Source organism: Alkalilimnicola sp. S0819 (assembly GCF_009295635.1).
Lineage (GTDB): Bacteria > Pseudomonadota > Gammaproteobacteria > Nitrococcales > WHIW01 > S0819.
Genome location: NZ_WHIW01000004.1, coordinates 26,811 through 49,437, shown reverse-complemented (window position 1 = coordinate 49,437; position 22,627 = coordinate 26,811). Strand labels below are relative to the sequence as shown.

At 67.8% G+C, this 22,627-nt stretch carries 21 protein-coding genes; all 21 read left to right on the top strand.

Annotated elements, in window-relative coordinates:
- Nucleotide 1: 1 nt before the first annotated feature.
- The 21 genes from fliD (at nt 2) to GBG68_RS04455 (ending at nt 22,353) form a co-directional block, all read left to right on the top strand.
- Nucleotides 2-2,074, top strand: a complete 2,073-nt coding sequence (fliD, locus tag GBG68_RS04555; protein ID WP_193222220.1) for a flagellar filament capping protein FliD — start codon at nt 2-4, stop codon at nt 2,072-2,074.
- Nucleotides 2,075-2,561: 487 nt separating this feature from the next.
- Complete coding sequence (gene fliS, locus GBG68_RS04550; protein ID WP_152145946.1) at nt 2,562-2,987, top strand: flagellar export chaperone FliS; 426 nt, start codon at nt 2,562-2,564, stop codon at nt 2,985-2,987.
- 10 nt (nt 2,988-2,997) lie between these two features.
- A complete protein-coding gene (locus GBG68_RS04545) occupies nt 2,998-3,318 on the top strand; it encodes a flagellar protein FliT (protein ID WP_152145612.1) in 321 nt (106 codons plus the stop codon).
- A gap of 262 nt (nt 3,319-3,580) precedes the next feature.
- Nucleotides 3,581-5,227 carry a sigma-54 dependent transcriptional regulator gene (locus tag GBG68_RS04540; RefSeq protein WP_152145610.1) on the top strand — a complete coding sequence of 549 codons (1,647 nt, stop codon included), beginning with the start codon at nt 3,581-3,583 and terminating at the stop codon, nt 5,225-5,227.
- A gap of 95 nt (nt 5,228-5,322) precedes the next feature.
- On the top strand, nt 5,323-5,637 hold the full coding sequence (gene fliE, locus GBG68_RS04535) for a flagellar hook-basal body complex protein FliE (protein ID WP_152145608.1): 315 nt from the start codon (nt 5,323-5,325) through the stop codon (nt 5,635-5,637).
- A 16-nt stretch (nt 5,638-5,653) separates the two neighbouring features.
- Nucleotides 5,654-7,333, top strand: coding sequence for a flagellar basal-body MS-ring/collar protein FliF (fliF, locus tag GBG68_RS04530; protein ID WP_152145606.1), 1,680 nt, complete (start codon nt 5,654-5,656; stop codon nt 7,331-7,333).
- A complete protein-coding gene (gene fliG / locus GBG68_RS04525; protein WP_152145604.1) occupies nt 7,333-8,352 on the top strand; it encodes a flagellar motor switch protein FliG in 1,020 nt (339 codons plus the stop codon). Before fliF ends, fliG begins: the two co-directional genes overlap by 1 nt.
- 21 nt (nt 8,353-8,373) lie before the next feature.
- Nucleotides 8,374-9,063 (top strand): flagellar assembly protein FliH, encoded by a 690-nt coding sequence (locus GBG68_RS04520; RefSeq protein WP_193222219.1) that lies wholly within the window; start codon nt 8,374-8,376, stop codon nt 9,061-9,063.
- On the top strand, nt 9,060-10,397 hold the full coding sequence (gene fliI, locus GBG68_RS04515; protein WP_152145600.1) for a flagellar protein export ATPase FliI: 1,338 nt from the start codon (nt 9,060-9,062) through the stop codon (nt 10,395-10,397). The genes GBG68_RS04520 and fliI overlap by 4 nt, the downstream gene beginning before the upstream one ends.
- A gap of 73 nt (nt 10,398-10,470) precedes the next feature.
- Nucleotides 10,471-10,917, top strand: a complete 447-nt coding sequence (fliJ, locus tag GBG68_RS04510; protein ID WP_152145598.1) for a flagellar export protein FliJ — start codon at nt 10,471-10,473, stop codon at nt 10,915-10,917.
- Nucleotides 10,918-10,986: 69 nt separating this feature from the next.
- The gene (locus tag GBG68_RS04505) at nt 10,987-11,952 is read left to right on the top strand and encodes a flagellar hook-length control protein FliK (RefSeq protein WP_152145596.1); all 966 of its coding nucleotides are present in this window, start codon (nt 10,987-10,989) and stop codon (nt 11,950-11,952) included.
- A gap of 112 nt (nt 11,953-12,064) precedes the next feature.
- Nucleotides 12,065-12,604 (top strand): flagellar basal body-associated protein FliL, encoded by a 540-nt coding sequence (gene fliL / locus GBG68_RS04500; protein ID WP_152145594.1) that lies wholly within the window; start codon nt 12,065-12,067, stop codon nt 12,602-12,604.
- Between the two features lie 2 nt (nt 12,605-12,606).
- Entirely contained in the window at nt 12,607-13,617 is a 1,011-nt protein-coding gene (fliM, locus tag GBG68_RS04495) for a flagellar motor switch protein FliM (RefSeq protein WP_152145592.1), read from the top strand.
- Nucleotides 13,614-14,090 carry a flagellar motor switch protein FliN gene (gene fliN, locus GBG68_RS04490; protein WP_152145590.1) on the top strand — a complete coding sequence of 159 codons (477 nt, stop codon included), beginning with the start codon at nt 13,614-13,616 and terminating at the stop codon, nt 14,088-14,090. The genes fliM and fliN overlap by 4 nt, the downstream gene beginning before the upstream one ends.
- 13 nt (nt 14,091-14,103) lie before the next feature.
- Nucleotides 14,104-14,592 carry a flagellar biosynthetic protein FliO gene (fliO, locus tag GBG68_RS04485; protein ID WP_226801641.1) on the top strand — a complete coding sequence of 163 codons (489 nt, stop codon included), beginning with the start codon at nt 14,104-14,106 and terminating at the stop codon, nt 14,590-14,592.
- On the top strand, nt 14,589-15,326 hold the full coding sequence (gene fliP, locus GBG68_RS04480; protein ID WP_152145588.1) for a flagellar type III secretion system pore protein FliP: 738 nt from the start codon (nt 14,589-14,591) through the stop codon (nt 15,324-15,326). The genes fliO and fliP overlap by 4 nt, the downstream gene beginning before the upstream one ends.
- Nucleotides 15,327-15,336: 10 nt before the next feature.
- Nucleotides 15,337-15,609 (top strand): flagellar biosynthesis protein FliQ, encoded by a 273-nt coding sequence (gene fliQ / locus GBG68_RS04475; protein ID WP_152145587.1) that lies wholly within the window; start codon nt 15,337-15,339, stop codon nt 15,607-15,609.
- Nucleotides 15,610-15,613: 4 nt separating this feature from the next.
- Nucleotides 15,614-16,390, top strand: a complete 777-nt coding sequence (gene fliR / locus GBG68_RS04470; RefSeq protein ID WP_152145585.1) for a flagellar biosynthetic protein FliR — start codon at nt 15,614-15,616, stop codon at nt 16,388-16,390.
- A 243-nt stretch (nt 16,391-16,633) separates the two neighbouring features.
- Entirely contained in the window at nt 16,634-17,821 is a 1,188-nt protein-coding gene (locus GBG68_RS04465; protein ID WP_152145583.1) for an efflux RND transporter periplasmic adaptor subunit, read from the top strand.
- A 3-nt stretch (nt 17,822-17,824) separates the two neighbouring features.
- Nucleotides 17,825-20,977: an efflux RND transporter permease subunit gene (locus GBG68_RS04460; protein ID WP_152145581.1), complete on the top strand. Its 3,153-nt coding sequence runs from the start codon at nt 17,825-17,827 to the stop codon at nt 20,975-20,977.
- Nucleotides 20,977-22,353, top strand: coding sequence for an efflux transporter outer membrane subunit (locus tag GBG68_RS04455; protein ID WP_152145578.1), 1,377 nt, complete (start codon nt 20,977-20,979; stop codon nt 22,351-22,353). Before GBG68_RS04460 ends, GBG68_RS04455 begins: the two co-directional genes overlap by 1 nt.
- Nucleotides 22,354-22,627: the final 274 nt, after the last annotated feature.

The following is a 22,627-nucleotide window of genomic DNA, read 5'->3' as shown; positions in this document are numbered from 1 at the left end:
GATGGCAGGGATTACCATAGGCGGGCTGGCCTCGGGGCTGGACATCAACGGCATGCTGGAGCAGATCATGCAGGCCGAGCGCGCCCCCGTGGAACGCCGCCTGGATGTGAAGGAAACCCAGTACCAGGCCGAGCTGTCCGCCTACGGCACGCTGAAAAGCGAGCTTTCCACCTTCAACAAGTCCATCGCCGCGCTGCGCTCGGCGGGCACCTTCCAGGGCCGCAGCGTCAGCTCCAGCAACGAGGACCTGGTCACCGCCAGTGCCAGCCGCATTGCCCGGGGCGGCAATTACTCCGTGGAAGTGGAACAACTGGCCCAGGCGCAGAGCATCGCCAGCGTGGGCTTCGATTCCATCACCGACACCGTGGGCCTTGGCACGCTCACCTTCGAGTTCGGCACCACCGACTACGACGCTGACACCGACACCTACAACGGCTTCACCGCCGCCGAAGAGCCGCGCAGCTTCACCCTCACGGTGGACGAGAGCAACAACACCGTGGCCGGCCTGCGCGATGCCATCAACGAGGCGGACCAGGGCGTGCAGGCGAGCATCGTCAACGACGGTAGCGGTTATCGCCTGGTGTTGAGTTCCACCGATCCTGGCGTCGAGAACAGCATGCGCATCACCGTAGGCGATGCGGACTTTGACGCCGGCAGCAACCCCGGCGGCAACGAGGACGCGCAAGGTCTCTCGCGCCTCGCCTTCAATGCCGACGCCGCCAATATGACCCAGAACCTGGCCGGCCAGGACGCCCGCGCCCTGGTCAACGGCCTGCTCATCACCCGCGACAGCAACACCATCACCGGCGCCATCGACGGTGTCACCCTGAACCTGCACAAGGCCGAGCCCGGCTCGCCGGTGCAGCTGAAGGTGCAGGAAGACAAGAGCGGCGCGCGCCAGGCCATCGGCGATTTCGTGGAGTCCTACAACGGCCTCAACGCCATCCTCCAGGAGCTGGGCAAGTACGACCCCGCGGATGACGTGGCCGGCGTGCTCCAGGGGCAGCCGGTGTTGCGCGAGGTGCGCGGCCAGCTGCGCGAGGCGCTTCGGCTGACGGGCCTGGGCGGTGATTCCGCCTACCAGACCCTGGCCGATGTGGGCATCACCACGCGGGCGCGCGACGAAGACGGTCAGCTCGCCGGCAGCCTGGTGCTGGACGCCGAGAAGCTGGATGCGGCCCTGAGCACGAACTTCGATGAGGTGGCGGGGCTTTTCGCCGCCACCGGTCAGGTGGAGGACAGCCTGATCCGCTATGTCTCCGGCGGCGCCGAGACCCAGCCCGGGCGCTACGGTATCGACATCACCCGGGAAGCCACCCGCGGCGCCTTCACCGGCGAGGCCATTGCCGGTTATGCCGGCAGCATCACCATCGACGCCGACAACAAACGGTTGGCCGTGCGGGTGGACGACAGCGCCCGCGGCAGCATCGAGCTGCCCGAAGGTGACTACACCGGCGAGGAGCTGGCCAGCCTGCTGCAGAGCCAGATCAACGCGCTCTCGGAAATGCAGAGCCAGGGCCGCAGCGTGAGCGTGAAGTTCGAGAACGACGCCTTCGTCATTCAGTCCGGCAGCTACGGCAGCGCCTCCACCGTGGAGCTCACCAGCGTGGGCAGCACCGCCGCCGCGACCCTGGGGCTCGGCAAGGGCGCGGGGGAGGCGGGCCTGGATGTGGCCGGGCGCATCGGCGGCCTGCTGGCCGAGGGCAACGGCCGCACCCTCACCGGTCGCGGCGCGGCTTCCGGGCTGAGCATCGAAGTGGAAGGCGGCGGCACCGGCGCCCGGGGCTTCGTGGAGTTCTACCGCGGGGTGGGGGACCGCCTGACCCGCAGCATCGACCGCCTGCTGAGCGCCGAGGGTGGCCTGGAAGCGCGCACCTCCGGCATAGAAGACCGCATCGAGAGCCTGAACGAGGAGCGCGCCCGCCTGGATGAGCGCCTGAACGCCATGGAAGAGCGCTACCGGACGCAGTTCATCGCCATGGAGATGCTGATCGCGCAGATGAACGAGACCAGTTCGTATCTCAGCCAGCAGCTGGAGAACCTGCCGGGCGTCAATCGCAGCAACAAGAAATGAGCGCCCCCGCTCGCTGAGGCCCATCCTCTGTAAAGGCGGCGCCTGGCCGCGAATGCCTCTGCCGCGATTGCCTTTTCCAAGGCCCGGCTCCCAATGGCTGGTGGAGCGTCCACCGGAGCGTGAAGGCCCTGGGGCGGGTACGGCCGGCGGCGGCCGTCGATGCAGCCGAGCATCGCAGCCGGAAGGGGATCAGCGAGCAGCTTGTTTGAGCGTAGCGAGTTTGCTGCTCGCCCCCTTCCGGCGAGAAGCGCAGGGGAGCGCCGGGCGCAGCCCGGTGCCAAATCGTGGGCCGCCGTCGGCCGCACCCGCCCCAAGAGGGTCCGCCCCAAGCTCGCAGGCCCCGCCGTCACCACAATCGGGAAGCCTGTCGGGTTTCCCGCCAACCCCCGATGAACCTAAAGTTTCCTCGCCCCCCGCCGACAACCTCCACATACACGACGAGCTTCATCGTCTATCCTCCAGAACCAGGGCAACCGGGGTGACCATCATGTACGGCAAGGGCATCAACCAGTATCAGCAGGTGGGCAAGGCCAGCGCCGAGTATGCCGATCCGCATCAGCTCGTGCAGATGCTGTTCGAGGGCGCGCTGAGCCGTGTGGCGCAGGCCAAGGGCTTCATTGCCCATAACGATGTGGAGCAGCGCTTCACGGCCATCGACAAGGCCTACCGCATCATCGACGGTCTGCGCCTGGGGCTGGACAAGCAGTCCGGTGGCGAGCTGGCCGGCAACCTGGACGATCTGTACGAATACATTCAGGATAGGCTCAGCGAGGCCAATGCCCGCAACGCAGCCCAGCCCCTGGACGAGGTCATTTCGCTGCTGCGCGAAATCAAGTCCGGCTGGGACGAGATTCCCGTCGAGGCCCGGGGCGTGAAGAGCGCACCCCTGTCGGCGGGACAGTCCAGCGCCTGAGTGACACGCCATGGCCCCACAGGATCGCGAGCGGCTTGCCCGTGAGCTGCTCGAGCTGACCCAGTCCATGCTGGCCCACGCCCGGGCCGGCGAGTGGGCCGATCTGGCGCTCAAGGAAACGCGCCGGCAGGCGCTGGCGCGTGATCTTTTCGCCACCCCCGTCCCCCCCGAGGCCGCCCCCGTGGTGGCCGACTGCGTGCGCGACGTCCTCACCCTGGACCAGGAACTGATACAGCTCACCGAGGCCAGCCGCGAACAGGCCGCCCGCGCTGTCACCCAAGCCCAGAAAGGCCAGCAGGCCGCGACGGTCTACAAGCGCTTCTCCCGCTGAAACGCACCCGCTTCCCCAGGAAGGGCGGCTCATGGCCGCGAATGCCCTTCGTCTTCTCCCGGGGGATTCGCGGTCATGAGCCGCTGCGGCAGCGCTTTCCCCACCCCGAGTTTTGTTAACCCGTTCTATTTCCGCCAAAAGATCGTTGACTCCTTGAGCCGGGTCTGTCACTTTTTTGACAAGCCGCCCTGTCGCCGTTTGGCGTCAGTGGTGGGAGTTCCACGGAACGGACAATAAGCAACAAGTTTTTCAGGGGTGGTCCGTGGTCAAGGTGCTGGTGATCGATGAGAATCCGCGGCGCGCCGCCGAGGTGGAAGCAGTGGTGCGGTTTCTGGAGCATGAGGTGAGCCGCTGCGCGCCCGCCGACGATCTGGACGCGGTGCTGCGCGAAGGTGGTCGTTGCGCCCTGGCACTGGTGGTCGCGGAGGGTGAGTCCGGCGCCTGGCGCCAGGCCCTGGGCCGGCTCTGGGAGGCGGCCCCCGAGATGCCCGCCTTCGTCATCGGTGGCGACGGTCTCAGGCGCCAGGCGGTGAGCCTGGGGGCGAACGTGCTCGGTTCGCTGGATCTGCCGCTCAAGCAGGCGCAGTTCTCCTCGGCGCTCAAGCAGGCGCTCAGCCACAATGCCCAGGCGCGGGAGCGCGGCCAGAACGTGCGGGTGTCCGCACCGCGCCTGGTGGGCGAGAGCCGTCCCATGCAGCGGGTCAAGAAACTGGTGGCGCAGGTGGCCCCCACCGATGCCAACGTGCTGATTCTCGGGGAATCCGGCACCGGCAAGGAAGTGGTGGCCCGCAACGTCCACGCCCAATCCCACCGGCGCAACCGCCCCTTCGTGCCCATCAACTGCGGCGCCATTCCCGCCGATCTGCTGGAATCCGAACTCTTCGGCCACGAGAAGGGTGCCTTCACCGGGGCGATCAGTGCCCGCCAGGGCCGCTTCGAGCTCGCCCAGGGCGGCACGCTGTTCCTGGACGAAATCGGCGACATGAGTCTGCACATGCAGGTCAAACTGTTGCGGGTGATCCAGGAACGAGTCTTCGAGCGGGTAGGCAGCAACAAGTCCATTGAAGCCGATGTGCGCATCATCGCCGCCACCCACCGGGATCTGGAATCGAACATCGCCCGCGGCGAGTTCCGCGAGGACCTGTTCTATCGCCTGAACGTCTTCCCCGTGGATCTGCCGGCCCTGCGCCAGCGCGCCAGTGACATCCCCGTGCTGGTGGAAGAGTTGATCCGCCGCATCGAGGATGAAGGCCGGGGTTCGCTGCGCATCAGCGCGCCCGCCATGTCGGTGATGAGTCAATACCATTGGCCCGGAAATGTGCGCGAATTGGGCAACGTGGTGGAGCGTCTGGCGATTCTCTGCCCCTACGGTGAGGTGCAGCTGGATGACCTGCCGAGCAAGCTGCTGGAGCAGGCCGAGCTGTCGCCGGAGCCGGCGCTGAGCTTCGCCGAGGAGCCCCTCGCCGAGGCGCCGGCGCCAGCCTCGCCGCCCGCCGGCGGAGCCACGGCGGAGGACGATGGCCTGAGCCCGGCGGATATCCTCTTCGGCCGCGTGTCGGTGGAGGAACTGGAGGCCGAGCCCGACCCGGCACCCAGGGCAGAAGCGCAAGCCCGGCCAGCGCCCCGCCGGCCGGACTCGTCGGCGCCCCAGGGCCACTCGGCGCAGCCCGCCGCGGCGCCTGATCCAGCCCCGGCGCGGGGGCCCGCCCTGCCGCAGCCCGATTGGCGCGAAGAGGGCATAGATCTCAAGCAGTACCTGGCCGAACTGGAGGTGACCCTGATCCGCCAGGCCCTGGACCAGGCCGGTGGTGTGGTGGCCCAGGCCGCCAAGCTGCTCAGCCTGCGCCGCACCACCCTGGTGGAGAAGCTGCGTAAATATGGCCTGCAACGCCAGGAAGAGACCGCCTGAGGGCGGCGCGCCAGGGCACCGACGGTTCCTTGGCGCCGGGTTCTGGCACGATTCCTGCTTCCACCTCCGCAAGGATCATTGCGTGAGGTTTCACCATGAACAATTTCCAGATCAACCGGGCGCTGGCCGAGATGCGGGCGCTGGCCGCCCAGGCGGGCAGCCAGACCAAAGCCGCCGAGCGCACGGCTGAGAGCGATTTCGGTGACGCCATGAAGCAGGCCCTGGGCACGGTGAATGCGCTGCAGCAGGATTCCGGCGACAAGCAGGCGGCCTTCGTGCGCGGCGAGAACATCGCGCTCACCGACGTGATGATCGCCAGTCAGAAGTCGAAGGTGGCCTTCGAGGCCGTCAAACAGGTTCGCAACCATTTGCTGGAAGCCTATCGCACGGTTTCCAACATGCAGGTCTAATTGACGAGGACAGGGCATGGCCGAGGCAGCATCCCAGGCACTGACGACCAGCAACGCCGCGGGCGGTGGCGGCGCGGGTATGGCGGCGCAGAATCCGCTGAACAAGTACATCGGCGAGCAGGCCCTGCGTCAGTTGGGCCTGCTGCTGGGGCTGGCGCTGGCCATCGCGGCCGGTATCGGCTTGTTCATGTGGGCCCAGGAGCCGGAGTACCGGCCGTTGTTCGGCCAGCTGGAGCAGTCCGAGGCCGGCACGGTCATGGATGCGCTGCAGGCCGCCGGCGTGAGCTACAAGCTGGATGAGGCCAGCGGCATGATCATGGTGCCGGCCGGCCAGGTGCACGCCACCCGCCTGCGGCTGGCCGGCGAAGGCCTGCCCGCGAGCGGGGGCCTGGGCTTCGAGCTGCTGCAGCAGGACCAGGGCTTCGGCACCAGCCAGTTCATTCAGAACGCTCGCTTCTTCCGCGCCCTGGAGACCGAACTCGCCCGCTCCGTGAGTCAGTTGCAGAGCGTGCGTAGCGCGCGGGTGCATCTGGCGGTGCCGGAGCAGTCCGTGTTCGTGCGCGATCGTCGCGAGCCCCGCGCCTCGGTGGTGGTGGACCTGCACGGCGGGCGCAGCCTCACCGACGGCCAGGTGTCCTCCATTGTGCATCTGGTGGCCAGCTCCGTGGCCGACATGCCGCGGAAGAACGTGACCGTGGTGGACCAGCACGGCGTGTTGCTCACCGAAGAAGCTCAGGGGCTGGGCGCGGGCAGCGACAAGCAGCTGGATTACAAGGAACAACTGGAGCAGCGCTATGCCCGGCGCATCGTCGCCCTGCTGGAGCCTATCGTCGGCGCCGGCCGGGTGCGTGCCCAGGTCAACGCCCAGCTGGACTTCTCCCAGCGGGAGAGCACCCAGGAACTCTACGACCCGGAGAACCCGGTGTTGCGCAGCGAGCAGGTGAACGAGCAGCGCAACCGCGAAGGCGAGGAGGGCGGCGTGCCCGGCGCGCTCGCCAACCAGCCGCCCCAGGCCGGCGTGCTGGGAGCGGACCGGCAGACCACCCAGGCCGGCCAGGAGACCAGCAGCAGCGTCTCGGCTACCCGTAATTTCGAGATCAGCAAGACCGTGCGCCATGTGCGCGAGTCACTGGGCGGTGTACAGCGCCTGTCCGTGGCGGTACTGCTGGACCAGCCCCTGGTTGTCAACGACGAGGGCGAGCAGGTGCCCGAGCCCTTTCCCCAGGCGCAGCTGGAGCAGTTCAGCACCCTGGTGCGGGACGCGGTGGGCTTCGACGAAGAACGGGGCGATCGGGTCAGTGTGATCGACGCGCCCTTCAAGGAAGTTGTCGCCGAGGAGTCGGCGCCGCTGGAAACCCCGCTGCTGGAGCAGCCCTGGGTGTGGACGCTGGGCAAGATGCTGCTGGCGGCGGTACTCGGCCTGGTGCTTATACTGGCGGTAGTGCGTCCGTTGGTGTACGGCCTGCTGGGGCGTGACGGCAAGGGCCGGCGGGTCGAGCGGCAGCCGGCCACCCCGACGAGCGACCCCGGGGGCGTGGACACACAGGCCCTGCTCAAGCAGGAGCGCGAGCGGCTGGCGCTGGAAGACCAGAGCAAGAAGCAGGAGCACGAGGACGTCATTCAGGCGGCCCGTGATGTGGTGGGCCAGGAGCCCGCGCTGGCGGCCAATGTGGTCAAGAACTGGTTGTCCGAGTGATGAGCGAGAAAAAAGCCAATCCGCCCGCCGCACTGGCCGGCGCCGACCGGGCCGCGGTGTTCCTGATGAGCCTGGGCGAAGATGAGGCGGCCAAGGTACTGCAGCATCTTGGCCCGCGGGAAGTGCAGAAGATCGGTCAGTCCATGACCAGGCTCACCAACGTCAGCCGTGACCAGGTGGACGACGTGCTCACCGAGTTCGTCACCAGTGTCTCCCAGTACACGGGTCTCGGCGTGGGCAACAGCGATTACGTGCGCAAGGTGCTGGTGAAGGCCCTGGGCGAGGACAAGGCCTCCAGCGTCATCGACCGCATCATGATGGGTGGCAGCACCCGCGGGCTGGAGCAGCTCAAGTGGCTGGACGGCAAGACCATCGCCGAGATGATCCGCCTGGAGCATCCGCAGATCATGGCGATCATTCTCGCCTACCTGGAGGACGACCAGGCCTCCGAGGTGATTGCGGAGCTGCCCGAGCGGATGCGCCACGACGTGCTGATGCGCGTGGCCACCCTGGAGGGCATACAGCCCGCCGCCCTGCAGGAGCTCGATGAGATCATGGAACGCCAGTTCTCCGGCAAGCAGCGCTTGAAATCCAGCTCGCTGGGCGGGCTGCAGGCCGCGGCCAACATCCTCAACAACCTGGATACCGCCAAGGAAACCGGCATCCTGGAGCAGGTGCAGGAGCTGGACGCGGAGCTCGCCGAGCGTATCCAGGAGCTGATGTTCGTCTTCGACGATCTCATCGAGGTGGACGATCGGGGCATGCAGCAGCTGCTGCGCGAGGTCACCAGCGACGTGCTGGTGCTGGCGCTCAAGGGCGCCGACGAGGAGCTCAAGGCGAAGATTCTGAGCAATATGTCCAAGCGCGCCGCCGAAATGCTGGCCGACGATCTGGAGGCCAAGGGCCCGGTGCGCTTGTCCGAAGTGGAGGCCGCGCAGCGGGAGATTCTCACCATCGCCAAGCGGCTCGCCGACGACGGCCAGCTCATGCTCGGCGGCAGTGGCGAATCCTTCGTCTAAGGCGCGCCGCGGGGGATGAGCATGGAAAAGATCATACGCGCCGAAGACGATGCCACCGAACGCTTCGATCGCTGGCGGCCCCAGGAGCTGGGCGAGCATGCGGCGAAAGTGCGCCAGAACACCACCGTCGAGGCACTGGAGGAGCTGCACCGCAGCGTCTACGAAGAAGCCTACCGGGAAGGGCACGCCAAGGGCCTGGAAGATGCCCGCCGGGAGGGGCGCGAGCAGGGCCTTGCCGAGGGCCGCAAGCAGGGTGAGCAGGAATCGAAGGCCTTCGCCGCGCGCATCGGCCAGATCGTCAATACCCTGGCCGACCCGCTCGCCGAGCTGGACGAAGAGGTGGAGACGCAACTGCTGCAGCTGTGCCTGAGCCTGAGCAAGCAGATCATCCGCCGCGAGATCCACACCCAGCCCGGCGAGATTCTGGCGGTGATCCGCGAAGCCGTGGGCCTGCTGCCCATGAGCGAGCGTCGGGTGCAGATCCATCTCCACCCGGACGATGCGAGCTTCGTGCGCGAGAGCCTGGGCGAGCTGGAAGGCAGCAAGTGGGACCTGCTGGAAGATCCGCTGATCAGCCGCGGCGGCTGCAAGGTGAGCACCGAGGTCTCTCGGGTGGATGCCACTCTGGAGCATCGCCTGGCGGTACTCGCCCAGGAGCTGCTGGGCGGCGCCCGAGAACAGGACAACGACAACCCGGAGGAGCCCGCATGAGCGTGGAGCGTCCCCGGGCCGCGCACTGGGCCGCGCGACTGGCCCACCGCCGCGAGAGCCTTTCGCTGCCGAAGCTGCAGGTGGAAGGGGTATTGCGCCGCATGGTGGGTCTGACCCTGGAGGCCGAAGGCTGCCAGGCGCCCATCGGGTCGCGCTGCCGGGTGGAGGGCTTGGATGGCCAGGGGCTGGAAGCCGAAGTGGTGGGTTTCGCCGGCGAGCGCCTGTACCTGATGCCCACGGGTGATCTGCACGGCCTCACCCCCAATGCCCGGGTGGTGCCCGAGGGCGGCGGGGCGCTGGCCCGGGTGGGCGATGCCCTGCTGGGGCGAGTGCTGGACGGCGCCGGCAAGCCCCTGGACGGCCTGCCGGAACCCGAGGCCGATGCGGAAGTGCCGCTGGTGGGCCGGCGACTGAACCCCTTGGACCGCGCGCCCATTCGCGAGCCGCTGGATGTGGGCGTGTGTGCCATCAACGCGCTGCTCACCGTGGGGCGGGGGCAGCGCATGGGGCTTTTCGCCGGCACCGGTGTGGGCAAGTCCGTGCTGCTCGGCATGATGACCCGCTATACCAATGCCGATGTGGTGGTGGTGGGGCTGATCGGCGAGCGGGGCCGCGAGGTGAAGGAATTCATCGAGGAGATCCTCGGCGAGGAAGGCCGCCGCCGCGCCGTGGTCGTGGCCGCGCCGGCCGACGAATCTCCACTGATGCGTCTGCATGGTGCCGCGCTGGCCACCAGCATCGCCGAGCATTTTCGCGACCAGGGCAAGCAGGTGCTGCTGCTGATGGATTCGCTCACCCGCTACGCCCAGGCCCAGCGCGAGATTGGGCTTGCCATCGGCGAGCCGCCCACCACCAAGGGTTATCCGCCCTCGGTGTTCGCTCGCCTGCCCAAGCTGGTGGAGCGGGCCGGCAACGGCCCGGCCGGCGGCGGCTCCATCACCGCCTTCTACACCGTGCTCACCGAGGGCGATGACCAGAACGACCCGGTGGCGGACGCCGCCCGCGGCATCCTCGACGGCCATCTGGTGCTCTCCCGGGAGCTGGCCGATGCCGGCCATTACCCGGCCATCGACATAGAGCGTTCGGTGAGCCGCGCGCTGCTGCGCATCACCAATGAGCAGCAGCGCCAGGCCATCCAGCGCTTCAAGCGCCTCTACGGCGCCTATCGCCAGAACCAGGACCTGATCAATGTCGGTGCCTATCAGCGGGGCAGCGACCCGCGGGTGGACGAAGCCATCGAGTACTACCCGCGCCTGAATCAGTTCCTGCAGCAGGATGTGAACGAGAAAGTGCCTTTCGAGCAGAGTGTGCAGAGTCTGGAGCAGTTGTTATGAGCAGCCGCCGCACCCGGGCGTCCCGGGTTCCCGCCTTCGTCACCACTCGGATTGCGCGCCGCGGAGTCGCCCCATGAGCCGCGCCAAACGCATGCAGCCCGTCGCGGAGCTGGCGGACAAGAAAGCCGACGACGCCGCCCGCGCCCTGGCCGAGCAGCGTCGCCGGGTGGACGAGCAGCGCAACCGCCTGGAGCAGCTGCAGATCTTTCGCAATGAATACCGTGCGCAACTGCGCAGCAACGCGGAACTGGGCATCGACGCCCACCGTCTGCGCGACTACCACGCGTTCATTGCCCGCATCGACGGCGCCATACGCCAGCAGGAAAGCGCCGTGGAGCGGGTCGAGAGCCAGCTCCCCCAGTACCACGGGCGTTGGGCCGAGGCCTGGGGCCGGGCCAAGGCGCTGAACCGCGTGGTGGAAACCCATCGCCACAATGAGCGGCGCAGCGCCGACAAGCGTGAACAGCAGACCATCGAGGAAATGGTGCGTCGGCCCGGCCGCGGCCTGGGCGAGGAATGAGGGGCGTTGGCATCCGCCTTGCATGGATGCCGGTCGACAGAATGATCACTACTGAGTGAGGCAGCCAAGATGATGCTCTCCAGTTTCTTGCAGATGAATACGGAAGGCGCCGGCTCGGCGCTCAAGGGCGCTCTGAACGGGGCGCTCAAGGGCGAGGCGGGCGGCTTCCTGACAGCCCTGCTGGAGCAGGGCGGGTCGGAGCTGAGCGCAGCCGAGCTTCAGGCCCTGCAGCAGGCACTGGCGGAACAGGGCGAGGGCGCGCCCGCCGAAACGAAGGATCTGCTGGCGGCGTTGCAAACGCTGCTGTCGGGGCAGGATGCCACCGCCCCCCAGGCCGGCCTGAATCTGATGGCGGCCGCCGACGCTGGCCAGGACCAGGAGCCGGACCCGGAACAACTGCTCGGCCTGATGCTGGCAGCTCGCCAGGGCGGCAAGGGCGGTGGTGAGGAAGCCCTGGCCGCTCGCGCCCGGCAGGAAATGCTCTGGAGCCGGGACGGGCAGAACGCCGCCCAGCCCCAGGGGGAATCCGCGCTGAACGCGGTGAACCAGGCCCAGCAGAACTTCCAGGCGGCGCTGAACAAGGCCGCCGAAGCCATGCCCCAGCTGCGACTGGAGCACCCGGTACAGCAGCCCGGCTTCGGCCAGGCGGTGGGCGAACGGGTGAGCTGGATGGCCAACCAGGGCCTCCAGCAAGCGCGCATCCAGTTGAACCCGGCCCACCTGGGCCCGTTGGAAATTTCCATTTCCGTGCAGGATGACCAGACCCAGGTGGCCATCGTCGCGCAACATGCCCAGACTCGCGAGGCACTGCAGGCGGACATGCCGCGGCTGCGGGACATGCTCGCCGACCAGGGGCTGAACGGCGTGGATGTGAACGTCTCCCAGGACCAGCAGGGCCGCGAGACAGAGGAGCGTACCGCCGGCGGTGGCGCACGCGGTACTGCCTTTGCCGACGCCGAAGGCGAGGAGGACGGTGGCGTGGAGCAGAGCATCCGTTTGCGCCAAGGGCGCGGGCTGGTGGATCAATACGCCTGAGGCCGCTGGTGCGGGACGCGCCAATCCGTATACTGCGGACAAATGCCCACCACCGCGAGCCGGTAGCCTTGGCGCCGCGGGGGAAGCAGAACAACAAACGAGGAGCAGCATCTTGGCCTACCGGGGTATGAAATCCATCGCTTTGCCGGCTCGGCAGCAGGGCCTGACCCGGCTGATGATCGTGCTCATCCTGCTGGTGGTCCTGTTACTGGGTTCAGGCGTGACCCTGGCGCTGTACATGACCGGAGTGGTCGGCGGCTTGGGCGGGGAGCAGGAGCTGGCCGAGGGCGAGGGTGAGGAGATCGAGGAGGAAGTGGCCACCGAGCCCTTGCTCGAGCCCCAGTACATGCCCCTGGAGCCGGCGCTGGTGGTCAACTTCGAGCGCAACGGCCGGCTGGGTTATCTGCAGGTGAACATGCAGCTGATGGTGCGCGGCTCCGAGGCCATGAACAATGTGCTGGAGCACATGCCGGTGATTCGCGACGCCATGCTCATGCTGCTCAGCTCCCAGACCTATGAGGATGTGCGCACCCGCGAGGGCAAGGAGGCACTGCGCGCGCAGGCGGTGGCCGAGGCCAACCGGGTGCTGGAAGAGAAACAGGTGGAGGATCGTGTCGAAGCCGTGTATTTCACCGGTTTCGTGATGCAGTAGCCATGGCCACCCAGGACATACTCAGTCAGGATGAAATCGACGCGCTGCTGCACGGCATAGACGGCGGCGATGTCGAGACCGACGGCGACGAGGGGCCGGACGGCGAGGTTCGCTCCTTCGACTTCGCCAGCCACGAGCGCATCGTCCGTGGGCGCATGCCCACCCTGGAGATGATCAACGAGCGCTTCGCGCGCTTGTTCCGCTCCGGCCTGTTCAACATGCTCCGTCGTACCCCGGAAGTCTCGGTGAGCGGCGTCGAGATGATGAAGTTCGGCGAGTACGTGCACACCCTGTACGTGCCCACCAGCCTCAACCTGGTCAAGGTCAACCCGCTGCGGGGCACCGGCCTGGTGGTGGTGGACCCGAAGCTGGTCTTCGTCATCGTCGACAATTTCTTCGGCGGTGACGGGCGCTTCTACACCAAGGTGGAGGGGCGCGAATTCACCCCCACCGAGCTGCGGGTGATTCGCATGGTGCTGGACCAGGCCTTCGGCGATCTGGTGGCGGCCTGGACACCGGTGCTGCCGGTGGAGTTCGAGTACATCAACTCCGAGGTGAACCCCCAGTTCGCGAATATCGTCAGCCCCACCGAGGTGGTGGTGCTCAGCCGCTTCCACGTGGAGCTGGACGGCGGCGGCGGCGATCTGCACGTCACACTGCCCTATAACATGATCGAGCCCATCCGCGAGCTGCTCTCCGCCGGGGTGCAGTCCGATCGCAACGATGTGGATGAGCGCTGGAGCCGCTCACTGCGCGAGGAGATGAAGGGCGCGGAAGTGGAACTCACCGGCAAGCTGGCCGAGGCGGAGATCAGTCTGCGCGATCTGCGTCGTATGCGCCCGGGTGACGTGATCCCGCTGGACATGCCCGAGTTGGTCACCGTGATGGTCGAGGGCGTGCCGGTGATGCGCGGCAAGTACGGCGTGTCGGAAGGGCAGGCGGCGGTGAAGATCGTCGAGCAGATCAAGAACGTGGATTTGGATCCCTACGCGAGCGTGAGGTATCGCCGATGAGCGACGAGACGGATCAGGACAAGCTGGCGGACGAATGGGCCGCGGCCATGGGCGAGGCTGAGGAAGCCGGCAGCGGAGCCGGCGAAGGCCAGGTGGATCCGGCCCCGAATGAACCCGCGGCCCAGGCCGGGCCGGCCGGCAAGGCGAAACCGCGGGTTGCCGCGGCGCAGTTCGATGAGCTCACCGATGATGCCGGCAGCCTGGGCGACGAGGAAGCCAATCTGGACGTGATCCTGGATATTCCGGTGACCCTGTCCATGGAGATCGGCCGCACCCGGATCAACATCCGCAACCTGCTGCAGCTCAACCAGGGCTCGGTGGTGGAGCTGGACCGGCTCGCCGGCGAGCCCCTGGACGTGCTGGTCAACGGTACTCTCATCGCCCACGGCGAAGTGGTGGTGGTGAACGAGCGCTTCGGCATTCGCCTCACCGACGTGGTCACGCCCGCAGAGCGGGTCAAGAAGCTGACCTAGGCGGGTTTCTTCGATGATGAAACAGCAGCGGCGGATAAACCGGGCGGTGAATCGCGCGGACGCGGTACCTCGTCTGGGGCGTCGGTTTTCCGCCGCCGCTCTCGGTCTTTTGACGCTGCCCACCCTGGCCGCCGCCCAGCAGGCGCCCGGCGCCGGGGTGGACAGCGGCGCGCTGCTGCGCCTCACCGGTGGCCTGGTGCTGGTGGTGCTGGCGATCCTCGCGCTGTCCTGGCTGCTCAAGCGCTCCGGGCGGTTCGCGGCGCCGGGGGGCGGCCAGCTGCGGGCGCTGGCCAGTGTGCAGGTGGGTCAGCGCGAGCGCGTCGTGCTTTTGAAAGTCGGTGAACAGCAACTTCTCGTGGGCGTTGCGCCCGGGCAGGTACGGACCTTGCATGTGCTGGATCAGCCGCTGGAGGGCCTGGAGCCCAAGGCGGCCGAGAAGGCCATGAGCCCGTTTGCGCAACGGCTGCATCGCGTGATGCAGCAACACGAGAAGCGTCCATGATCCGACTGCTGTTCGCACTGTCACTGCTGCTGATTCCTTTCACCGCCTGGGGCCAGACCGGCCTGGAGGCGGTGCAGGTGCAGACCGGCGAGGACGGCGCCCAGACCTGGAGCCTGAGCCTGCAGGTGCTGGCCCTGATGACGGTGCTGACCCTGCTGCCGGCGGCCCTGCTGATGATGACCTCGTTTACCCGCATCATCATCGTCCTGTCCATTCTGCGCACCGCCATCGGCACCGCCACCACGCCGCCCAATCAGGTGCTGCTGGGCTTGGCTTTCTTCCTCACCCTGTTCGTGATGATGCCGGTGTTCGAGCGGGTCTACGACAACGCCCTGCAGCCCTACATGGCCGAGGAGCTCAGCGCCGAGGACGCGGTGCGCGAGGCCAGCGGGCCGATCCGCGATTTCATGATCGCCCAGACGCGCGAGGACGACATCGGCCTGTTCCTGCGCATCGCCAACCACGATGAGGTGGAGGCGCCGGAGGACGTGCCCTTCTCCGTGCTGGTGCCGGCCTTTCTTACCTCGGAGCTGAAGACCGCCTTCCAGATCGGCTTCATCCTGTTTCTTCCCTTTCTCGTCATCGACCTGGTGGTGGCCAGCACCCTCATGTCCATGGGCATGATGATGCTCTCGCCCATGATCGTCTCGCTGCCCTTCAAGATCATGCTGTTCGTGGTGGTGGACGGCTGGTCGCTGGTGATGGGCACGCTCGCCGCCAGTTTCTTTAGCTGAGGAGTTCGCCATGACCCCCGAATTCGCCGTTGAGCTGGGCACCCGGGCGCTCACCGTAGCTGTGCTGCTGGCCGCCCCGATCCTGCTCTCGGCCCTGGCCGCGGGCCTGCTCATCGGCATGTTCCAGGCCGCCACCCAGATCAACGAGCAGACCCTGAGCTTTGTGCCCAAGCTCGGGGTTATGGCGGCGGTGCTGTTCATCGCCTCGCCCTGGATGCTGAGCGTGCTGCTGGATTTCGCCCGCAGCCTGATCACCGGGGTGCCCGAGTTCATCCACCACTAGGCCCATGCAGTTCAGCGTCGCCGAGATCATGGGCTGGCTGGGGCTGTTCGTCTGGCCCTGGATTCGGGTGGGCGGGATGATGCTCACCGCCCCCCTGTTCACTCAGAACGCCATCCCCGTGCGGGTGCGGGTGCTGCTGGGGCTGGCGCTCACCGTGGTGCTGATGCCCGCGGTGGCATCGGTGCCCCAGGTGGACCCCTTGTCGATGGAAGCGCTGATGATCGCCGTGCAGCAGGCGCTGATCGGCATCGCGCTGGGTTTTCTCATCAGCTTGCCGCTGCAGGCGGCCACTATCGGCGGTGAGGCGGTGGCCATGAGCATGGGTCTGGGCTTCGCCACCATGGCCGACCCCCAGGGGGGCATGAGTGTGCCCGTGGTCTCCCAGTTCATGCTGATCCTGGTCACCCTGCTGTTTCTCGCGGTGGGCGGGCATCTGATGTTCATCGAACTGATGGCCGAAAGCTTCCAGCTGCTGCCCATATCGGCGGTGGGCTTCGCCCGGGACGACTTCTTCACCCTGGTGAGCTGGGGCAGTGTGATGTTCACCGGGGCCGTGCTGATCGCGCTGCCCGCCCTGGTGTTGCTGTTGCTGGTGAACCTGGCCATGGGGGTAATGACCCGCGCCGCGCCGCAGATGAACATCTTCTCGGTGGGCTTCCCGCTCACCCTGATGCTGGGTTTCCTCTCTCTGCTGTATCTGGTGCTGCCCTCGCTGCCCGGGCGCATGTATGCGCTGTGGCGCTCCGCTTTCGATGCGGCGCGACAGATGCTGGGCGCTTAGGGAGGCTCTCGGTTCCGCTTCGCTACATCGCGGCAACGCGTGGCCGGGCGCCGACCGCGGCGCCCGGATGAAGCCGAAGGCGGGAATCCGGGGATCTTCAATGAACGGAACCGCTGGCGTTTCGCCCGCCGGGCTTGCGCGGGCGGCGATGGGCGCTCTAAAGTGCTTCCCACCTGAAACATACCCATAACGATACGCCCGGTCTCCAGGACGAGCAGCGGCGAAGACTTCTCGAGGATGTTCATGCCCTTGCCCGTCCGCCTCCGCCGCTCTTTATTGCCGGTTCTGCTGCTGGTTTCCCTGGCTGCCTGTGACAGCGCCGAGAACGCCGACCAGGCCGCCGCCGCGCCGCCGCCGCCCGAGGTCGCCGTCTTCACGGTGGAAGCCGCCCCCCTGACCTTGAGCGAAGTGCTGCCCGGCCGACTGGAGGCCTCCCGCATCGCCCAGGTGCGCGCTCGCGCCGCCGGGATCGTCGAGCAGCGGGTGTTCCGTGAAGGGGCCCTGGTGGACGCCGGGCAAGTACTGTTCCGGATCGATCCCGCGCCCCTGGAGGCGGCTCTGGCCTCGGCCCGCGCGAGCCTTGCCCGGGCCGAGGCCATCCTCGCCCAGGCCGATACCACCGTGGAGCGGCTGCGCCCGCTGGCGGACGGCGAGGCGGTGAGCCGCCAGGAATTCGACAATGCCCTGGCCGCCCGGGACCAGGCGGCCGCGGAGGTGGCCGCGGCCCGGGCAGCGCTGCGCGGCGCCGAGCTGAATCTGGACTACGCCACCGTGACCGCGCCCATAGCCGGGCGCATCGGTCGGGCGCTGGTCACCGAGGGCGCTCTGGTGGGGCAGGGCGAGGCCACGCCGCTGGCGCGCATCCAGCAGACCGACCCCATCTACGCCAACCTGGTGCAGCCGGGCGCCGAAGTGCTGCGCCTGCGCCGGGCATTGACTGAAGGCCGTCTGAAGACCCTGGGCGAGGGCGAGGCGCGGGTCTCCCTGGTGCTCGAAGACGGACGGGTCTACGAGCGACCGGGCAAACTGATCTTCACCGATCTGACCGTGGACGAGGGCACCGGTGCGGTGACCCTGCGGGCGGAATTCCCCAACCCGGACGGCTTCCTGCTGCCGGGCATGTTCGTGCGCGCCCGCCTGGAGCAGGCGGTGCGCGAGCAGGCGATCACCGTGCCCCAGCAGGCGGTGCTGCGCGACAGCGGCGGCGAGGCCTATGTCTGGCGGGTGGACGCCGACAACCGCGCCCGACAGCATCCGGTGAGCGTGTCACACGCCCGGAACAATCGCTGGTTGATCGAATCCGGCCTGACGGCGGGTGATGTGATCATCGTTGAAGGGCTGCAGAAGGTCCGGCCCAAGGCCGAAGTGCGCACCGTCCCCTGGAAGGCGCCCGCGGCCTCCGCCACGCCGCCCGCGACCGGGCAAGGCTGAGGCATGGCACGCTTTTTCACCGACCGGCCCGTTTTCGCCTGGGTCATTGCCCTGTTCATCATGGTGGCCGGGTTGCTCGCCATCGGCCAGCTGCCCGTGTCCCAGTACCCGGACATCGCCCCGCCTACTATCAACATCCGCGTCACCTATCCCGGCGCCGATGCCGAGACCCTGGACAAGAGCGTGGTCAGCCTGATCGAGCAGGAGCTCAACGGCGCCGACGGCCTGCTCTATGTGGGATCGGAAAGCCAGGCCAATGGCATGGCCCAGATCAACGCCACCTTCGTCACCGGCACCGACCCGGATCTGGCCCAGGTGGACATTCAGAACCGCATCAAGCGGGTGGAGTCCCGCCTGCCCGCGCCGGTGACCCGCCTGGGCGTGCGGGTGTCCAAGTCCCGCAGCAACTTCCTGATGTTCGTTACGCTCTCTTCCACCGACGGCCGCCACAGCCGGGTGGAGCTGGGCGATTACATTTCCCGCAACGTGCTGGAGGAGATCAAGCGCATCCCCGGCGTGGGCCAGGCACAGCTGTTCGGCACCGAGCGGGCCATGCGGGTGTGGCTGCAACCGGATCAACTGGTGAACTACCGGCTCACGCCGGCCGATGTGCTGCAGGCCATACGTGGCCAGAACACTCAGGTGGCGGCGGGCACGCTGGGCTCTCAGCCCAGCGGCGACGCCCAGAGCATCGTCATGCCCGTGGTGGTCAGCGGGCAGCTCTCCACCCCCGAGGCCTTCGGCAATATCCTGCTGCGCGCCGAGGCCGACGGCTCGGTGGTGCGTCTGCGGGACGTGGCGCGCATTGAGCTGGGCGGCCAGAACTACCAATACGGCACCTGGCTGAATGGCAGCCCCAACGCCGCCATCGGCGTGCAGCTCTCGAACACCGGCAACGCCCTGGAGACCGCCCAGGCGGTGCGGGACAAGCTGGACGAGTTGTCGCGCTACTTCCCGGAAGGGGTGCGCTACGACGTGCCCAACGACACCTCCCGCTTCGTGGGCATCTCCATCTTGGGCGTGGTGGAGACGCTGGTGGAGGCGGTGATCCTGGTGTTCCTGGTGATGTATCTGTTCCTGCAGAACCTGCGCGCCACCTTGATACCCACCCTGGTGGTGCCGGTGGCCCTGCTCGGGTCCATCGCCACCATGCTGGCGATGGGCTTCTCCATCAATGTGCTGACCATGTTCGGGCTGGTGCTGGCCATCGGCATCCTGGTGGATGACGCCATCGTGGTGGTGGAGAACGTCGAGCGGATCATGAGCGAAGAGGGGCTATCGCCCCGGGAGGCGACCCTCAAGGCCATGCGCCAGGTCACCGGCGCCATCGTCGGCATCACCCTGGTGCTCACCTCCGTGTTCATCCCCATGGCTTTCTTCGCCGGTTCGGTGGGGGTGATCTACCGCCAGTTTTCGCTCACCCTGGTGGCCTCCATGCTGTTCTCGGCGCTGATGGCGCTGAGCCTCACCCCGGCCCTGTGCGCGACCCTGCTCAAACCGGTGCAGGCCGGGCATCAGTACGCCAAGAGCGGCTTCTTCGGCTGGTTCAATCGCGGCTTCTCCCGGCTGACCCGGCGCTATCAGGGCAGCATCGCCTATATGCTGCGCCGCAGCGGGCGCTTCATGGTGGTCTATCTGCTGATCCTGGTGGCCGCGGGCCTGTTGTTTTCCCGCCTGCCGGAATCCTTCGTCCCGGCGGAGGACCAGGGCTATCTGATCACCAATATCCAACTGCCCGCCGGCGCCAGCGCCATCCGCACCGAGGCGGTGCTCAAAGAGGTAGAGGCGTTCTACCGCAGCCACCCGGCGGTGGAGAACGTGTTGATGATCCGCGGCTTCAGCTTCTCCGGCCGCGGCGACAATGCCGGGCTCGGCTACGTGACGCTCAAGCCCTGGGACGAGCGCGGCCCGGACGAGGCGGTGGGCGCGGTGGTCTCCCAGGCCAACGCCCGGTTCTCGCAGATTCGCGACGCCATCGCCTTTGCCGTCAACCCGCCGCCGATTCGCGGCCTGGGTAACGCCAGCGGTTTCAGCTTCCGCCTGCAGGACAGGGCGGGCCACGGCCATGAGGCGCTGCTCGCCGCGCGCGGCCAGTTGCTGGGCCTGGCGGCCCAAAGCCCGGTGCTCTCCGGCGTGCGCCCAGAGGGCCTGGCCGATGCGCCGCAGCTGCGCCTGGACGTGGACCGGGAGGTGGCCGCGGCGCTGGGTGTGTCCTTCGAGCAGATCGCCATGGTGCTGGGTACCGCGCTCGGTTCCAGCTACGTCAACGACTTCCCCAACCTGGGCCGGCAGCAACAGGTGGTGGTCCAGGCAGACCCGGCCGGGCGCATGCAGCCCGAGGATCTGCAGGCGCTGCATGTGCGCAACGCCGCCGGGGAAATGCTGCCGCTGGGCGCCTTCACCGAGGTGAATTGGCAGGTGGGCCCGATGCAGCTGGCGCGGTACAACGGGTATCCGACTCTGAAGATTTCCGGCAGCGCGGCGGAAGGGCGCAGCACCGGCGAAGCCATGCTGGAGATGGAGCGGCTCATGGAGCAGCTGCCCGCGGGCTTCGGTTACGAGTGGACCGGCCAGTCGCTGGAGGAGAAGCGCTCCGGCGCCCAGGCCCCGGCCCTGTTCGCGCTCTCCCTGCTGGCGGTGTTCTTGTGCCTGGCGGCGCTGTACGAGAGCTGGTCGGTGCCCGCGGCGGTGATGCTGGTGGTGCCGCTGGGCATACTGGGGGCGCTGCTGGCCACCTTCCTGCGTGATCTGCCCAACGACGTGTACTTCAAGGTGGGGTTGATCGCCATCATCGGCCTGTCGTCGAAGAACGCCATCCTGATCATCGAGTTCGCCAAGGACCTGCAGGCCCAGGGGCGCAGCCTGGCGGACGCCACCCTGCAGGCGGTGCGCCTGCGTTTCCGGCCCATCCTCATGACCTCGCTGGCCTTCGGCATGGGGGTGGTGCCCTTGGTGCTGTCCACCGGCGCCGGTTCCGCCAGCCAGCGGGCCATCGGCACCGCGGTGTTCGGCGGCATCATTTCCGCCACCGTGCTGGCGGTCTTCCTGGTGCCGGTGTTCTACGTGGTGGTGCGCGGACTGTTCCGCGGCAGCCGCCGCCAGCGAGAATTCGACCGGGAACACAGCCATGTGAACCCCCAGGAGGACGGCCTGTGATGACCTGGCGAACCATCTCCGCGCTGCTGCTGGGCGGGCTGCTCTCCGCCTGTGCTCTGAGCCCCGACTACCGCCGCCCGGAGGCGCCGGTGCCCGCCGGCTGGCCCGATCAGCCGGCGAGCGCCGAGGCCTTGCCGGACTGGCGGGATTTCTTCGGCGATGCGCGGCTGCGGGCACTGATCGACGCGGCGCTGGCGCACAACCGGGAACTGCGTCGCGCCGAATTGAACGTGGCGCAGGCCCGCGCCTTGTACGGCGTGCAGCGCAGCCAATTGTGGCCGGCGCTCAACGCGGAGGCGGGCCTGAGCCGCAGCCGCACGCCGGCGGCGCTGGCGAGCGGCGGCGAGGCGCACACCGCCAGCCGCTATGAAGCGGGCCTGGGCCTGTCGGCCTGGGAGTTGGACTTCTTCGGCAGGGTGCGCAGCCTCGGCGATGCCGCGCTGGCGGAGTACCTGGCCACCGAGCAGGCCCAGCGCGCCGCGCGTCAGGGGCTGATCGCCGCCGTGGCCCGGGCGCACCTGGCCGAGCGCCTGTTGGCCGAGCAGATCGCCCTCGCGGAGCGAAGCCTCACAACCCGGCGAGATGCCTTCGAGCTGGTGGAGCGGCGTTACCAGGCGGGCGCCGCGTCGGCGCTGGAGCGCGCCCAGGCGCGCTCCCTGGTGGAATCCGCGCGCGTGGCCTTGGGCGCGCTGCGGCGCCGCCATGCCCAGGCGCGTAACGCGCTGGGACTGCTCACCGGTTACGCGGCGCCGGAACTGCCCGAAGCCGAGCGCCTTGGCGGGCAGGGCATGGGTGAAGGCGTTCCCGTGGGCCTCTCTTCGGTGCTGTTGCAGCGCCGCCCGGACATCCTCGCCGCCGAGCAGCGGCTGATGGCGGCCAATGCCAACATCGGCGCCGCCCGCGCGGCCTTCTTCCCGCGCGTCACGCTCACCGCCTTCGGCGGCAGCGCCTCGGCGGAGCTCTCGGCGCTGTTCCAGTCCGGCACCGGGGCCTGGAGCTTCGCGCCGCGCATCACCCTGCCGATCTTCGACTGGGGTCGTAACCGGCGAAACCTGGAGCTTGCCGAGCTGCGCCGGGAAATCGCCGTGGTGGAATACGAGCAGCGCATCCAGCAGGCTTTCCGTGAAGTCGCCGACGCGCTGGACGCCCTGGCGAGCCTGGATGGCGAGATCGCCGCCCAGCAGGCCCTGCTGAAAGCCCAGCAGCGGCGCCTGTCGCTGGCCGAGCGCCGCTACGAAGGCGGCATCGCCAACTACCTGGAAGTGCTGGACGCCCAGCGCGAGCTGTTCGGCGCGGAACAGGGGATGGCGCAGTTGCGGCAATTGCGGCTGCTTAACCGGGTGGAATTGTTCGCGGCGCTTGGGGGCGGGGACTGAGAGAGTGCGCTTTGGGGCCTGGTGGTTGCCGCCATGTCCGGGTGGGGCTGCACGGGTTTCACGGCTTGGTCTGGACTGCGTCCAGATTGCCCTGTGCTCCTCAGCGTGAGCGGCGCTCCACGAACTCGCTACGCCTTCGGCTCCGCTCACGCCTCTGGTGCTCGGCTGCGCCGACAAACCCGTGCAGCCCCACCCGGACACGGCTCCCCGAGCGTGTAGCCAGCGTCCCGAATCCGGGATCTTGAATCCACCTGGTTTCTTTCAGCGCACGGTA

What these genes read in the sequence shown, in the direction of transcription:
- fliD (WP_193222220.1), top strand. Translation starts at nt 2, where the DNA reads ATGGCAGGGATTACCATAGGCGGGCTGGCCTCGGGGCTGGACATCAAC.
- fliS (WP_152145946.1), top strand. Translation starts at nt 2,562, where the DNA reads ATGTACGGCAAGGGCATCAACCAGTATCAGCAGGTGGGCAAGGCCAGC.
- GBG68_RS04545 (WP_152145612.1), top strand. Translation starts at nt 2,998, where the DNA reads ATGGCCCCACAGGATCGCGAGCGGCTTGCCCGTGAGCTGCTCGAGCTG.
- fliE (WP_152145608.1), top strand. Translation starts at nt 5,323, where the DNA reads ATGAACAATTTCCAGATCAACCGGGCGCTGGCCGAGATGCGGGCGCTG.
- fliF (WP_152145606.1), top strand. Translation starts at nt 5,654, where the DNA reads ATGGCCGAGGCAGCATCCCAGGCACTGACGACCAGCAACGCCGCGGGC.
- fliG (WP_152145604.1), top strand. Translation starts at nt 7,333, where the DNA reads ATGAGCGAGAAAAAAGCCAATCCGCCCGCCGCACTGGCCGGCGCCGAC.
- GBG68_RS04520 (WP_193222219.1), top strand. Translation starts at nt 8,374, where the DNA reads ATGGAAAAGATCATACGCGCCGAAGACGATGCCACCGAACGCTTCGAT.
- fliI (WP_152145600.1), top strand. Translation starts at nt 9,060, where the DNA reads ATGAGCGTGGAGCGTCCCCGGGCCGCGCACTGGGCCGCGCGACTGGCC.
- fliJ (WP_152145598.1), top strand. Translation starts at nt 10,471, where the DNA reads ATGAGCCGCGCCAAACGCATGCAGCCCGTCGCGGAGCTGGCGGACAAG.
- GBG68_RS04505 (WP_152145596.1), top strand. Translation starts at nt 10,987, where the DNA reads ATGATGCTCTCCAGTTTCTTGCAGATGAATACGGAAGGCGCCGGCTCG.
- fliM (WP_152145592.1), top strand. Translation starts at nt 12,607, where the DNA reads ATGGCCACCCAGGACATACTCAGTCAGGATGAAATCGACGCGCTGCTG.
- fliN (WP_152145590.1), top strand. Translation starts at nt 13,614, where the DNA reads ATGAGCGACGAGACGGATCAGGACAAGCTGGCGGACGAATGGGCCGCG.
- fliO (WP_226801641.1), top strand. Translation starts at nt 14,104, where the DNA reads ATGATGAAACAGCAGCGGCGGATAAACCGGGCGGTGAATCGCGCGGAC.
- fliP (WP_152145588.1), top strand. Translation starts at nt 14,589, where the DNA reads ATGATCCGACTGCTGTTCGCACTGTCACTGCTGCTGATTCCTTTCACC.
- fliQ (WP_152145587.1), top strand. Translation starts at nt 15,337, where the DNA reads ATGACCCCCGAATTCGCCGTTGAGCTGGGCACCCGGGCGCTCACCGTA.
- fliR (WP_152145585.1), top strand. Translation starts at nt 15,614, where the DNA reads ATGCAGTTCAGCGTCGCCGAGATCATGGGCTGGCTGGGGCTGTTCGTC.
- GBG68_RS04465 (WP_152145583.1), top strand. Translation starts at nt 16,634, where the DNA reads ATGCCCTTGCCCGTCCGCCTCCGCCGCTCTTTATTGCCGGTTCTGCTG.
- GBG68_RS04460 (WP_152145581.1), top strand. Translation starts at nt 17,825, where the DNA reads ATGGCACGCTTTTTCACCGACCGGCCCGTTTTCGCCTGGGTCATTGCC.
- GBG68_RS04455 (WP_152145578.1), top strand. Translation starts at nt 20,977, where the DNA reads ATGACCTGGCGAACCATCTCCGCGCTGCTGCTGGGCGGGCTGCTCTCC.